General features: G+C 60.6%; 10 protein-coding genes and 1 tRNA gene. 4 read left to right on the plus strand and 7 right to left on the minus strand.

Annotated elements, in window-relative coordinates:
* Nucleotides 1-102 precede the first annotated feature (102 nt).
* The 5 genes from hemE to L972_RS04540 form a co-directional block, all read right to left on the minus strand.
* Nucleotides 103-1,170, minus strand: a complete 1,068-nt coding sequence (hemE, locus tag L972_RS04520) for a uroporphyrinogen decarboxylase (protein ID WP_005335440.1) — start codon at nt 1,168-1,170, stop codon at nt 103-105.
* 182 nt (nt 1,171-1,352) lie between these two features.
* The gene (gene nudC, locus L972_RS04525) at nt 1,353-2,132 is read right to left on the minus strand and encodes an NAD(+) diphosphatase (RefSeq protein ID WP_047436085.1); all 780 of its coding nucleotides are present in this window, start codon (nt 2,130-2,132) and stop codon (nt 1,353-1,355) included.
* A gap of 239 nt (nt 2,133-2,371) precedes the next feature.
* Nucleotides 2,372-5,536: a bifunctional proline dehydrogenase/L-glutamate gamma-semialdehyde dehydrogenase PutA gene (putA, locus tag L972_RS04530; protein ID WP_047436087.1), complete on the minus strand. Its 3,165-nt coding sequence runs from the start codon at nt 5,534-5,536 to the stop codon at nt 2,372-2,374.
* A 312-nt stretch (nt 5,537-5,848) separates the two neighbouring features.
* On the minus strand, nt 5,849-6,454 hold the full coding sequence (locus tag L972_RS04535; RefSeq protein WP_005335443.1) for a TIGR04211 family SH3 domain-containing protein: 606 nt from the start codon (nt 6,452-6,454) through the stop codon (nt 5,849-5,851).
* A gap of 146 nt (nt 6,455-6,600) precedes the next feature.
* Complete coding sequence (locus tag L972_RS04540; protein WP_005354446.1) at nt 6,601-7,353, minus strand: potassium channel family protein; 753 nt, start codon at nt 7,351-7,353, stop codon at nt 6,601-6,603.
* A gap of 101 nt (nt 7,354-7,454) precedes the next feature.
* Here L972_RS04540 and L972_RS04545 point away from each other — a divergent pair, with 101 nt between their 5' ends.
* Nucleotides 7,455-8,705, plus strand: coding sequence for a methyl-accepting chemotaxis protein (locus L972_RS04545; protein ID WP_005335445.1), 1,251 nt, complete (start codon nt 7,455-7,457; stop codon nt 8,703-8,705).
* Between the two features lie 144 nt (nt 8,706-8,849).
* Here L972_RS04545 and gltX read toward each other — a convergent pair whose 3' ends face one another.
* Complete coding sequence (gene gltX / locus L972_RS04550) at nt 8,850-10,265, minus strand: glutamate--tRNA ligase (RefSeq protein ID WP_047436090.1); 1,416 nt, start codon at nt 10,263-10,265, stop codon at nt 8,850-8,852.
* A gap of 272 nt (nt 10,266-10,537) precedes the next feature.
* Here gltX and L972_RS04555 point away from each other — a divergent pair, with 272 nt between their 5' ends.
* The 3 genes from L972_RS04555 (at nt 10,538) to L972_RS04565 (ending at nt 13,892) form a co-directional block, all read left to right on the plus strand.
* Complete coding sequence (locus L972_RS04555; RefSeq protein WP_047436093.1) at nt 10,538-12,640, plus strand: methyl-accepting chemotaxis protein; 2,103 nt, start codon at nt 10,538-10,540, stop codon at nt 12,638-12,640.
* A 99-nt stretch (nt 12,641-12,739) separates the two neighbouring features.
* Complete coding sequence (locus L972_RS04560; RefSeq protein WP_047436096.1) at nt 12,740-13,408, plus strand: LysM-like peptidoglycan-binding domain-containing protein; 669 nt, start codon at nt 12,740-12,742, stop codon at nt 13,406-13,408.
* 274 nt (nt 13,409-13,682) lie between these two features.
* Nucleotides 13,683-13,892 carry a cold-shock protein gene (locus L972_RS04565; protein ID WP_005338972.1) on the plus strand — a complete coding sequence of 70 codons (210 nt, stop codon included), beginning with the start codon at nt 13,683-13,685 and terminating at the stop codon, nt 13,890-13,892.
* A 231-nt stretch (nt 13,893-14,123) separates the two neighbouring features.
* On the opposite strand, the gene L972_RS04570 is transcribed toward L972_RS04565, so the two are convergent.
* Nucleotides 14,124-14,199: transfer RNA gene (locus L972_RS04570), tRNA-Gly, on the minus strand.
* Between the last annotated feature and the right edge of the window lie 66 nt (nt 14,200-14,265).

Consider the following 14,265-nt stretch of genomic DNA (forward strand, 5'->3'; position numbering starts at 1 on the left):
GCACGGGCGCCACGCTCTCGTCGTCGCAGCGCCATTTTTTAATGTAAAACGGGGCCTGACGGCCCCGGATATCAAACACACTCTTCTTCTCTCGCCCCGGCCTTAGCGACCGTGGTACTGGGCGGAGAGCTCGTGTACCGCGTTGACGAACACACCAGCGTGTTCCGGGTTCACATCCTGATGGATGCCGTGGCCGAGGTTGAAGACGTGACCATTACCGTGACCGAAACCGGCCAGAATGGATGCGACCTCTTCACGGATGCGAGCCGGAGTGGCGTAGAGCATGGAGGGATCCATGTTGCCCTGCAGCGCCACCTTGTCGCCGACCCGACGCTTGGCGTCGGCGATGTCGGTGGTCCAGTCCAGACCCAGCGCATCGCAACCGGTGGCGGCAATCTGCTCCAGCCACTGACCGCCGTTCTTGGTGAACAGGGTGACCGGCACGCGGCGACCGTCGTGCTCGCGGATCAGGCCATCGACAATCTTGTGCATGTACTGCAGGGAGAAATCGCGGTAATCGCGCGGAGTGAGCACGCCGCCCCAGGTGTCGAACACCATGACCGCCTGGGCACCCGCCTTGATCTGGGCGTTTAGGTAAGCAATCACGCTGTCGGCCAGCTTGTCGAGCAGCAGGTGCAGGGTTTGCGGCTCTGCGTACATCATCTGCTTGATCTTGGTAAATGCCTTGGAGCTGCCCCCCTCCACCATGTAGGTGGCCAGGGTCCAGGGGCTGCCGGAGAAGCCGATGAGCGGCACTTCGCCCTTGAGCTCACGGCGGATGGTGCGCACCGCATTCATCACGTAGCCCAGCTCATCTTCCGGATCCGGAATGGGCAGCGCCTGCACGTCGGCCATGGAGGTGATCGGACGCTCGAAACGCGGGCCTTCACCCTGCTCGAAGTAGAGCCCCAGCCCCATGGCATCGGGCACGGTGAGGATGTCGGAGAAGAGGATGGCGGCATCGAGCGGGTAGCGGCGCAGCGGCTGCAGGGTGACTTCACAGGCCAGCTCGGCATTGCGGCACAGGGACATGAAATCCCCCGCCTGGGCGCGAGTCGCCTTGTATTCCGGCAGATAACGGCCAGCCTGGCGCATCATCCATACCGGGGTCATATCCACGTCCTGACGCAGCAAAGCGCGCAGGTATCGATCGTTCTTCAGCTCTTTCATCCCAGTTCCTGAGTTCGTATCACGCATAAAATGGCGGCCATAATACCACTTTGCCCAGCCAAGCGGACTGCCCAAAACGTGGCAAATGGGCGCGCGGTTGCAAAGATGTGAAGGGGCGCAAACCTGACCGCCCCGTTTTTAAAAAGAAGTGCAAAAAGATTGGCGAAAAGATAAGCGCCTCGTTACCCCTCGCCCGCCAGCGAACGCTCGATCAGCCGCCGGGCGATGGTGCCGTGGGGCGGCAAACGCGGCAAGCGGTCGGCGGTAAAGAAATCGGCAGCGACCAGTTCGTCATCCTGCACCCGGATTTCGCCGCTCTCGTAGTCGGCGGTAAAGCCCATCATCAGGCTGTGGGGGAAGGGCCAGGGCTGGCTCGCCACATAGCGCACATTGCGCACCCGGATGCCGCTCTCCTCGAACACCTCCCGCGCTACGCACTGCTCAAGGTTCTCCCCCGCCTCCACAAAGCCGGCCAGCACGGTATACATGGGATCGTCCGCCTGATAGTGACGGCGATGGGCCGCCAGCAGGATCTCCGGCCCCTTGCGCACCGCCACGATAATGCAGGGTGAAATGCGCGGATAAGCCGTGTGGCCATGGTGGCACACCTGCGCCCACTCCCCTGCCTTCGGGGTCATGGGGGCGCCGCACTCGCCGCAGAAGCGGTGGGTACGCCGAAAGGTGACGAGCTGCCAGGCGCGGCCAGCGAGGCGAAAGCCCTCTTCATCCCCCGCCACCATCAGCTGGCGCAGCGGGCTCATGGCGCTCGTGTCGGCCTCATCACCCAGATCGAGCAGATAGCAGGGCAGCCCCTGCCACTCATCAAAACGCTCGAAACGGGCACCGGCCAGCGCTGCGGGCAGGCACGCTTTACTTCCTTGTGGCACCTCTCCCTGCTGATCGAGCAGTACCAGATGATCGCCCCCCAGCACGAACCAGCGGGCTTGTTCGGTTAATGACATCAGATAAACACTCTCGTTAAAACAAAACCCTGACCACGGCTGGCCGACCAAGGGGCAAACGCCGCAAGAATGGCTCCCATCTTACGACCAGCACGGGTCGCTGACGACCCCGCCGTGGCCGATTGTCCCATTCGTAAAAAACGGATGGTGCAAATGATGGTGCAAATAAAGAGGCCGCCCGAAGGCGGCCCGTTGTTATCCGGCATCCCGTATCCGGCCTCTATCGATATCGACGCGGATCAGGCATCGCCCATCGCCAGCAAGGAGGCGTTGCCGCCCACAGCAGTGGTGTTGATGGTTCGGGTCTTCTCGGTAACAAACCGCCCGAGATAGTGAGGGCCACCCGCCTTGGGGCCGGTGCCGGAGAGCCCCTGCCCGCCGAACGGCTGCACCCCGACCATGGCGCCGATCTGGTTGCGGTTGATGTAGACGTTGCCGACGTTGATGCGGCTCGCCAGCTCCTCGGCGTGGGATTCGTTGCGGCTGTGGATCCCCAGCGTCAGGCCGTAGCCGGTGCCGTTGATGTCGCTGATCACCTTGTCCAGATCCCGGGTGGCGTAGCGCACCACGTGCAGGATGGGGCCGAACTGCTCCTTGGCCAGCTCGCGGATGGAGCCGATCTCCAGCGCGGTCGGCTGAACGAAGTGTCCCTCCATGGTCGCGGCGGGCATCGGCGCCTGGGCTATCAGGCGAGCTCGCGGGATCATCCGGGCCAAATGGGCATCCAGCCCCGCCTTGGCATCGGCATCGATCACCGGGCCGACGTCGGTGTTGTGCTCGGCCGGGTTGCCCACTTTCAGCTCCTGCATGGCGCCGGTGAGGATCTCCAGCACCCGCTCTGCGATCTCCTCCTGCAGGTAGAGCACCCGCAGGGCCGAGCAGCGCTGACCGGCGCTCTGGAAGGCGGCGCTTACCACGTCGCGCACCACCTGCTCCGGCAGCGCGGTGGAGTCGACGATCATGGCGTTCTGACCGCCGGTTTCGGCGATGAGCGGCAAGATGGCGCCATCGCGCTGGGCCAGGGTCATGTTGATGAGCTTGGCGGTCTCGGTGGAGCCGGTGAAGCAGACGCCGCCGATGCGCGGATCCGCTGTCAGCTTGGCGCCAACAGTCGTACCGTCACCGGGCAGCAGTTGTAGCACGTCGCCCGGAATACCGGCCTGATGGGCCAGAGTCACCGCCAGATGGGCGATAAGGCCGGTCTGCTCCGCCGGTTTGGCAATGACGGTGTTGCCGGTGGCCAGCGCAGCAGCGACCTGGCCGAGGAAAATCGCCAGCGGGAAGTTCCACGGGCTGATGCAGACAAACACCCCGCGCCCCTGCAGGAACAGCTCGTTCTGCTCGCCGGTGTAGCCGGGCAGCAGGGTCGCCTGCCCCATCAGGCTGCGGGCCTGCACCGCGTAGTAGCGGCAGAAATCCACCGCTTCACGCACTTCGTCGATGCCATCTTGCAGCAGCTTGCCCGCCTCGCGGGTACAGAGGGAGACAAACTGCTCGCGGTTCGCTTCCAACAGGTCCGCCAGCTTCTCCAGCGCGGCGGCCCGCTCGCTCACCGGGGTTTCGCGCCAGCGCGGGAAGGCGGCGTGGGCAGATGCCAAGGCCTGCTCCACCGCCTGCTCGTCGGCCCAGTGGATCTTGCCGACAGACAGGCTCACATCCTGCGGGCTCAGCACAGTGCGGGCTTCGCTGCGCTTGAGGGTCTCGCCATCGACGATGGGGCCCGCCAGCCACTGCTTGCTCTCCAGCTCTTTCAAGCGGGCGAAGAAGGGGCGCTGGATGGAGAGGATATTCATGTTGACGCCGCTGGAATTCTTGCGGTCGGTGAAGAGGTTCACGGGCTGCGGAATGCGGTCGTTGGCAAAGCCGGAGTAGCGCTTGAGGGTGCGCAGCGGATGCTCGGCCAGCGAATCGACCGGGGTGTTGGGGTCCACCAGCTTGTGAACGAAGGAGGTGTTGGCCCCGTTCTCCAGCAGGCGGCGTACCAGATAGGGCAGCAGATCCTTGTGCGCGCCGACCGGCGCATAGATGCGGCAGTGCAGGCCGGGATTGTCGTTCAGCACGGCATTGTGCAGCTCCTCCCCCATGCCGTGCAGACGCTGGAATTCAAACTGGCGATCACCCGCCATCTCCAGAATGCTGACCACGGTATTGGCATTGTGGGTGGCAAACTGGGGAGCGATAAAGCCGCGAGTCGGCTCGCTCAGCAGGTAGCGGGCGCAGGCGAGGTAGGAGATATCGGTGCCCGCCTTGCGGGTAAACAACGGGTAGCCGGGCAGGCCCGCCTGCTGGGCATATTTCAGTTCGCTGTCCCAGTAGGCGCCTTTTACCAGTCGCACCGGAATGAGATCACCCTGCTCGCGAGCCAGTGCGGTGAGCCAGCAGAGTACCGGCAGGGCGCGCTTGGAGTAGGCCTGCACCACCATGCCGAGTTTGCCCCAACCACGGTTGGCGTCGGAGCGATAGAGCTGCTCGAACAGATCCAGCGACAGCTCGAGTCTGTCCATCTCCTCGGCGTCGATGCTGATGGCCACATCCTTGTCGCGGGCCAGACGCACCAGCCCCACCAGCCGCTCACACATCTCGCCAAGCACCCGTTCGCGGTTCGCCACGTCATAGCGCGGATGGAGCGCCGAGAGTTTGATGGAAATGGAGGGGGCCGGGCCACCGTCGCTGATCCGCTCGTTGCCCACCGCCTCGATGGCGTTGCGATAATCGGTCAGATACTTGTCTGCATCCTGCATGGTCAGCGCCGACTCACCCAGCATGTCGTAGGTGTGGGTGTAACCCAGCTCGCGGGATTTACGGCTCGCCTTGAGCGCCTCCTTCATGTCGCGCCCCAGCACGAACTGCTTGCCCATGATCTTCATGGCGGCATACATGGCGGATCGCACCACCGGCTCCCCCAGCTTGTTGACCATGCGCCCCAGCAGGTTGGCCGGGTTGCCGTCGAGCTTTTTGTCGAGCTTGATGATCTTGCCGGTCAGCATCAGCCCCCAGGTGGAGGCGTTGACCAGAGTGGAGTCGCTCTTGCGGAAATGGGAGGACCAGTTGGCGCCGGAGAGCTTGTCCTTGATCAGGGCGTCGGCGGTCTCGGCATCGGGAATGCGCAGCAGCGCCTCGGCCAGACACATCAGAATGATCCCCTCCTGGGTATCCAGACTGTACTCCTGCAGGAAGGCGTCGATACCGTCACCGGAGCCGCTCTCCTTGCGCACCTTGGTCACCAGAGTACGGGCACGCTGGGTCACCTGCTCCAGCGAGGCGCCATCCCCCGGCAGCATGGCCGACAGTTCGGCCAGATAGGCATTTTCATCCACCACATAGTTCTGGGTGATGGCTTCGCGCAGGGCGGCCAGATCGGAGGGGATATAGTCAGCGGCAAGCACTTGAGTAGCTTTGAACATATGGGGTCTTCCTGTACGCCCTAGGGCTGATATCGACAAAGGCGGACGCGCCGCCGAAACGCCGATAATGTATACAATGTTGCACCCTATATGAAATGAATTTGTTGCCACTCTTTAACAAAGATCGCTCATTCCCCCCATGAATTCCCTTTTGAAGCCAATACGCCAGCAAGCGTGAGGGTCATCTGACTTCATTTTGTATACGATCTGCCGCGCTCTATCGCAAAGCAGTCACGCATTCCGCCCAATGCGCCCAAAAAAAGAAGGGCCGCCACGGCGACCCTTCTCAGCAATTCATTCAGCCAGATGCTATCAGTTCATCCAGCGATCGCCGCGGCTGCGACGACGGGGCAGCATCGGCAACAGGATGCCAAGCAGGATACCGGCACCGACCATGGCTCCACCACGGATAAACCAGTCCATCTGCATGTCGTGCTCCTGGTTGTCGTAGCTCTGGGTCAGGGCATCATTCTGCTCTTTGAGATTGCTCATCTCCTCACCCTGACTGACCAGCTGGGCCTTGAGGGCGGCGATCTCCTTGCTCTGGGCAGCGATCTGGCCATCCTTCTCGGTGAAGCGTTTCTCGTTGTCACCGTTGAGGTTCTGCAGGCGATCTTTAAGCTCATCGCGCTCTTTTTCCACCTGGGGCAGACGCTCGCGCAGGCTGATCTGGCTCTGCAGTTCGCTGTTCTTGATCCACCCCTCGCGGCCACGACCGTCCACCACCTGGGTGAAACCGGCCTCGCTGTTCACCGCCTTTACCTCCAGCGGTTCACCAGCCTTGACGCTGCCAAGGATCCGGTACTGGGTACCCGGGCCATTGTGGATATAGGTAAAGATGTTGTCTGAAACATAACGGGTATCGGCCAGTGCCTGTTGGGCACACAAGCAGATCAAAATCCCGAGAAGGGCGCGCATGGTCGATCGGTTCTCTTTTTCAGGTTTGGACAAGAGGTTGAATGTTAAGCCGCCAGCAGGTTAAAGGACAAGCAAAGAAAAAGCACCTCCCCCCGGATAAAGAGCGCAGAGTTGCGAGTCACCTCGCAACTTGCCCGTCTGCGGTCTCACTTGTTTTTCAGCTCCTGCACCTCGCTGCGCAGGGCACGGATCTCCCGCAGCAGCTCCTCTTGCTGATTGTTGTAGTGATGACGCCACTTGTCGGTCTCGCCATCCCCCTTGTTGGGCTGCAAAAACAGGCTGGCCATGAAACCGCTGATGGCACCGAACAGACCGACTCCGAACAGGATCAGCAGGCTGGCGACAAACCGCCCCTCCTCGGTCTTGGGCACCAGATCGCCATAACCCACTGTCGAGAGGGTCACCAGCGTCCACCAGAACGCGTCGTAAGGTGTCTCAATCTGGCTGCCGGGCTGGCCTGACTCAATCCAGTACATGACGCCGGAGCCCACCCCCAGCAGCAGGAAGAAGAGGAACAGGATGCCGGAGAGAGTGGTCTCGTTGCGCTCGCGACGGAACATGGCCCAGAGATCCGGGTGCTCCTTGAACAGCTGATAGACCCGCCACAGCTGGATCAACCGCGCCCAGCGCAGTTGCTCCGCCATCGGCAGGCTACCCGGCAGATAGATCCAGTTGGCCTTGAAATAGGCCTTGCGATCAGAGGCCCGGATCCAGCCATAAGCAAAGTGCGCGAGGAAGAAGTAGCAAATCAGACTGTCGAGGTCATAGAAGAGCTGCAGGGTCTGTGGTGTCAGGCTCTCATGGCCCCACCAGCGGGCCGTCACCAGCACAACCGAGATAATCGACAGAAATGCCATCAGCAGATCCATCGCCCGCAGATGAGTTAAGTGATGTCGCATACATTTTCCAACTTTAAGCACAGTGCAAATTAATAAAAGAGAAGATAATGCCGATAGTCCTGAGGGCAAAGGAAAAAACGGCTTTTAAAAGGAGAATGACAATGCAGCTGAACCTGCTGGAGAAAAGAATGAGCAACATCCGGTTGGTACCCAAAGTGGTGCTGCTGATGGTGTTCAGTACCCTCCTGCTACTGACAAAACTCTGGTTTGACGCCAACAATCTGGAAGCGACCCTGCTCAGCGAAGGGCTCGATCCCGCCAAGGCGGATGCGATCTCCAATCGCCTGCTCTGGACCGGTCTGATGGAGACCGCCATCATGGGGCTGCTGTTCGTGATCCTGCTGCTCACCGGCTCCCGCCTGATGGTCAAGCAGGTGCACTATCTGGTGGGCCTGCTGGAACGCTTCGCCAAGCGGGACCTCAGCCACAAGGTACTGCTCAAGTCTCGTGACGAATTCGGTGACATCGCCAAGGCGGTCTCCCACTCGCAAGAGAACCTCAAAGAGGTGTTTGGCAACCAGCGTGCCGCCTGCAAGGAGCTCAACGACATCGCCTCCCAGGTGACCCTTTGCATGGAAGAGGCCAACGAAGCGATCAACGAAGAGTTCACCCAGATCGAACAGCTGGCCAGCGCCATGAGCCAGATGGTCGGCGCCATTCGCGAAGTGGCCGCCCATGCGGATCAGGCCTCTCACGCCACCGCCGAAACCAGCCAGCTGGCGGAAGAGGGGAGCCGCTGCGTCGCCGACACCGTCAGCACCATCGACACCCTCTCCGGCAACATCCAGCGCTCCGCCACCGTGGTCAACGAGGTGGAGCAGGGGGTCGAGCGCATTGGCTCTGTGGTCGACACCATTCGCGGCATCTCGGAGCAGACCAACCTGTTGGCACTGAACGCCGCCATCGAAGCGGCCCGCGCCGGTGAAGCGGGTCGCGGCTTTGCCGTGGTGGCCTCCGAAGTGCGCGAGCTGGCCAACCGGGCTCAGGCCGCCACCGTCGAGATCCAGAAGATGATCGAACAGCTGCAGGGCAATGCCCATCAGGCTGGCGAGCTGATGGCCCAAAGCGTACAGCAGGCCGACAAGGGGGTGGAACAGGTGACCCAGGCCGGTACCCAGCTCGCCACCATAGTGCAGCGGGTACAGGGTGTCGCCGACATGAACCGCCACATCGCCGCCGCCTCCGAGCAGCAGAGCTCGGTCGCCGAAGAGATGCGCGGCAATCTGGAGCAGGTCAAGCAGATCGCCGAAGGCTCCGTCGTGGTGCTGCGCGAACTGCAAGAGGCCTCCGAACTGGTCGAGCAGCACAGCAAGGAGCTCGACAGCCAGATCCAGTCCTTCAAACTCGTCTGACAGCTTTCCTTGGTCGGGCATGACCGCCATTATGCCCCGCCACCGCTCTGGCCATAAAAAAATCCGAAACCTGTGGCTTCGGATTTTTGCTATTCAGCATGTGGCAGAACAGGGTTATCCCATCGCCTGCCACATCGGCAGAGCTTACTCGGCAGCCATGCGGGCTTCGATGTAAGCCAGTGCGCGGTCGATACGAGCGAGAACACGCTCTTTACCTACCAACGCCATTACGGCGTCGATGGCAGGGGATTGGCCCAGACCGGTGACGGCCACACGCAGCGGCATACCAACCTTGCCCATGCCCTGACCCAGCTCGGCAGCGGTCGCTTCAATCAGCTCGTGCAGCGCTTCGGTGGTCCAGCTATCCAGTGCAGCCAGCTTGGTCTTGGCCAGAGCCAGCGGCTCGGCAGCGACGCCACGCAGGTGCTTCTTGGCAGCCGCTTCGTCGATCGCCTCAAAATCTTCGAACAGGTAGCGGCTCTGGGCAGCCATCTCTACCAGGGTGTTGCAGCGCTCGGCCAGCAGGGTGACCACGTCGGCCAGCGCCGGGCCATTGCTGGTGTCGATATTCTGGTTTTCCATGTGCCATGCCAGATGTTTGGCCACATAAGCCGGATCCAGGCTGCGCATGTAGTGGTTGTTCAGCCACAGCAGCTTGTCGGTATTGAACGCGGAGGCTGACTTGGAGATGGCATCCAGACTGAACAGCTTGATCATCTCGTCTAGGGTGAAGATCTCCTGATCACCGTGGGACCAGCCCAGACGCACCAGATAGTTCAGCAGCGCTTCCGGCAGGTAGCCGTCATCGCGGTACTGCATCACGGAGACTGCACCGTGGCGCTTGGAGAGCTTGGCGCCGTCGTCACCCAGGATCATGGAGACGTGGGCAAACTCCGGTACCGGCGCGTTCAGCGCCTTGTAGATGTTGATCTGGCGCGGGGTGTTGTTGATGTGGTCTTCGCCACGCACCACGTGGGTGATCTCCATATCCCAGTCATCGACTACAACACAGAAGTTGTAGGTCGGGGCACCGTCGGTACGGCGGATAATCAGATCGTCTAGCTCGGTGTTGGCGAACTCGATGCGGCCACGGACGTGGTCATCGAACACCACGGAACCTTCGGTCGGGTTGCGGAAGCGGATCACGTGCGGCGCATCGGCCGGGTGATCGTGGGCGTGGTCGCGGCACTTTCCGTCATAACGGGGCTTCTCGCCGTTGGCCATCTGGCCTTCACGCAGCGCTTCCAGACGCTCTTTGGAGCAGTAGCACTTGTAGGCGCGGCCATCGGCCAGCATCTCGTCGATCAGACCGTTGTAGCGATCGAAGCGCTTGGTCTGGTAGTAGGGGCCCTCATCCCAGTTCAGCTCCAGCCATTCCATGCCCTCAATGATGGCGTCGATCGCCTCCTGAGTGGAACGTTCCAGGTCGGTATCCTCAATACGCAGCACGAACTCACCGCCCTGGTTCTTTGCAAACAACCAGGAATAGAGTGCGGTACGGGCACCGCCGACATGCAAAAAGCCGGTCGGGCTGGGAGCAAAACGGGTTTTGACTTTCATCTTTAAGCCTTGTGTAGAGGGCCTTGGGCCAATTCGTTAAAAAAACCGTCGCATTTTAGCACCGACAATCACGGATGGGAAAACCATGACGCCATTGCGGGCTAAAGTAGGGGATTAAATCTGTCGCCATTTGCATCTGTAGCCCGATATTTGAAGAGGATCGCAAAACAGAAGCCCCGTTTCCGATTTGCTATGCACAATGCTGGAGAGCTGCCTCCTCCGGTCGATACCCAAATAACGCTCACCACACTCTCACGAACAAGGAAGAGACGATGCAGTTCCGTTCTATCCAGAATCGCATTCTAGTGATGGCCGGGATCGCCATGACCGTAGCCCTGGTCATCCTGATCCTGCTCAACCAATACTCCGGCCAACAGACCCAACAACTCACCATCAGCTCCAGCCGTGAAGCGCTGCAGCAGGAGGCATGGCAGAAGGTCAGCGCCAATGCCCGCGCCGAGGCGGCTACCATCACCCAGCTGCTGCAAAAAGGGCTCTCCTACACCCAGCAGATGGCCAGCGCCCTCGCCCTGCAGCAACAGGGCAAACTGCCGCTGGATCGCCAGCAGGCCACTGACCTGCTCAAGGCGCAGCTCGCCCTTGAACCCCAACTTTATGGCGCCTTCGCCGGCTTCGAGCCAAACGGTTTCGACGGTCAGGATGCCAGCTTTGCTGGCCAGAGTGCGCTGGGCAGTGACGACAAGGGACGCTTCGTGCCCTATTTCTATCGCGACAAGGATCAAATCGGTACCGATCTGCTGCTCTCCATCGAAAAAACCGACCCGGACGAATTCGGCAACCCGGCCAACGACTACTACGCCTGCCCGAAACGGGAAGGACGCTCCTGCCTCATCGATCCCTTCAAGGTGGATATCAACGGCCAGCAGGTGCTGGTGAGCACCATCACCACCCCCATCATGGTGGATGGTCAGTTCAAGGGGATCGCCGCGCTCGATCTGGCGGTGGACTCCATCAGCCGTCAGGCACAGTCCCTCAACAGCAACATCTATGACGGCAAGGGGGAAACCCTGATCGTCAGCGCCGCCGGTGTCATCACCGGCACCAGCGGCGATGCCAGCCTGCTCGGTAGCAGCGCAAGTAAGGTGCTGGGCAACCAGTGGCAGCAGTACCTGAAACCGGAAGTTCAGCGTCAGGAGCTGGACGAGTCATTCCGCATTTCCGTCCCCATCATGGTGCCGGGAATGAGCCGCAACTGGGCCATCATCGTCACCCTGCCCTACAAGGTGGTACTGGCGGGGGCCGATCAGCTGGAGAGCCAACTCAATGGGATGAACCGGGCCGCAGTGACCCAGCAGCTGGTCGGCGCCTTTATCGTGCTGGTACTGGCGCTGGTGACCATGCTGGTGATCGCCCGCAGCATCACCGGCCCCATCCGTCAGATGGTGAGTCTGGTGGATGACATCGCCGATGGCGAAGGGGATCTCACCAAACGCCTCAACACCCGCTCGGTAGACGAGCTGGGGGATCTGGCCAAGGGCATCAACCGCTTTATCGACAAGCTGCAGGGGCTGCTCGGGGATGTGCTCAAGACTGCCAGCGAGGTGAACCGTTACGCCGGCGATACCGACCGCATCGCCGGTCAGACCGACACCAACCTGCAGCATCATCAGGCAGAGATGGAGCAGATGCTGACCGCGGTGCAGGAGATGTCCTACGTCAGTCAGGAGGTCGCCACCCACGCCAACAACACCGCCGACTCGGCCAAACAGGCGCAAAGCGCCGCCGATCAGGGCAAGGAGCGCTTCCAGCAGGTGATCCAGTCTATGCACAAGGTCGCGGCAGAAGCCGGGAAAGGGGCAGAAGTGGTGGAAGGGCTGGCTCACGACAGCGCCCAGATCACCAGTATCCTCACCGTCATTCAGGGGATTGCCGATCAGACCAACCTGCTGGCTCTCAACGCCGCCATCGAGGCAGCCCGAGCTGGCGAACAGGGCCGCGGCTTTGCGGTGGTGGCCGACGAGGTGCGCAAACTGGCGGGTAATACCCAGCAGGCGGTGCAGAACACCCAGGAGTTGATCGAGAAGATCCGCCTGAGCTCCACCAATGCAGTCAACGCCATCACCCAGAGCCAGCAGCTGACCCATCAGGCGGTGGGCGAGGCGGATCTGGCGGAAGAGGCGCTCGGCAGCATCTACCAGGCCATCTCCACCATCAACGACATGACCTATCAGATCGCCTCCGCCGCCGAAGAGCAGAGCTCTGTCTCAGAAACCGTCTCCGGCAACCTGTCAAAAACCAACGCACTGGCCAACGACATTGCTCAGGATGCGACCGAAACGGCCAAAGCCAGTCAGGCATTGCGTCAGGCGGCCGACAAATTGCAGCAATTATTGGGTCAATTTCGTCTCAGCTGATAATTTTCCGCCTCAGGACTCTCCCCCTCGGGGGCGAGTCCGTTTACCATAGGCGGCGAATTTGCCTGATGGCAGGCAATGTAGTGAGAGGTAAATGCCGTGCCCACCCCGGACCGTCGCCCACGAGGCCATAACAGACGAGCCCAGCAGCGTCGCCAAGACGAATCACAAGGATCCCTGCTCCATCGCATCAATGCCGCGACCCTGTCCCTGCGCCAACGTTTTGGCCAAGGGATGAGCAACCTCGGCCAACGCCGCCAGGATGCCAAAGCAGGCAAATTCAAGCTGTCCAGCCCGCTGCCCCGCAAAAACACCATAGGTCTGCTGATCCTGATCCCGCTCTGGCTGCTGGTGCTGGCCTGGGAGCCGGCACCATCCGCCCCCAAAGCCGCCCCTTCCGGCTCGCTGGAAGTGCCGCTGGCCGTACCTGCTCAAGCTCTAACTGTCGGCAGTGGCGCAGCAGGCAGTGCCCCCGCGGCTGCCAAGCCGGTCGAAGAGAAGGTCAACGGCACCTGGCTGCAACACGATGTGCAGGCGGGTGAGACCCTCTACTCCATCTGGCGCAAATTCGAGTTGCCGGGTGCCGAGCTGAGCCGCCTGATCGCCATCGAGGGGCCGGATCGGCCGCTGACCCGCCTGCAATCGGGCCGCTCTATCTTCATCCTGGTGGACGACACCCGCCGCATCCAGCGGGTGGAGATCCGCTCATACGGTCAGGCGGTTTACCGCTACGACCGGCAGGGCGAAGGGTTCGCCCTCAAGGAATAACAAAAACGGGAGGCGCTGGCCTCCCGTTTTTTTCAGTCAAATATCTTCAAATAAGCTACTGACTTCACAATATTTTTAGCTTGTTCAAAAAACGAAAGGGGTCAAATTGACAAGGATCGGCGCTAACGTACAATCGTTTGTGCTTTAGACAGGGATTGTTCTACGTGCTACTGGGACAAAGAGACGTGGTCAGTCATGAGCCAACCCCTGCTTGCAAGGCAAATGCAGCCCAGCACGGGCTTAGTTTCATTTTGTTATTGATAGGATTTAGCACATGTCTGACATTCGCACCGGCCAGGTAAAATGGTTCAACGAAACCAAGGGTTTTGGCTTTATTGAACAATCCCAGGGTCCGGACGTATTCGTTCACTTCTCCTCCATCCAGAGCACCGGTTTCAAAACCCTGGCTGAAGGTCAAAAAGTCCAGTTCACTGTGACCCAGGGCAAAAAAGGCCCTCAGGCTGAGAACGTTACTCTGGTCTAAGCCCGCGCCAGTGAATCATGCAGGAGGAGCCAAGGCCCCTCCTCTTTTTTGCCCGCAATTTTCGCCTTCCACCACCTGTCACAACCGCTTGCCTCGATCAGCCCACAGAGTAACCCCCCCCTGTTTGCAGAAGGCGGCAGAGACACGCTGAGTAGACGCCAGATACGGCAAAGCATCGCAGCGCGATGTGAAGGGCAATTCAAAGAGATTATGAAAACGTCGAAGAGAGATTGGAGCGGGAAACGAGACTCGAACTCGCGACCCCGACCTTGGCAAGGTCGTGCTCTACCAACTGAGCTATTCCCGCAACGGAATGTCACTTACAAATGTTTGGAGCGGGAAACGAGACTCGAACTCGCGACCCCGACCTTGG

The sequence above is a fragment of the Aeromonas sp. ZOR0001 genome (genome assembly GCF_000801015.1).
GTDB lineage: Bacteria > Pseudomonadota > Gammaproteobacteria > Enterobacterales > Aeromonadaceae > Aeromonas > Aeromonas veronii.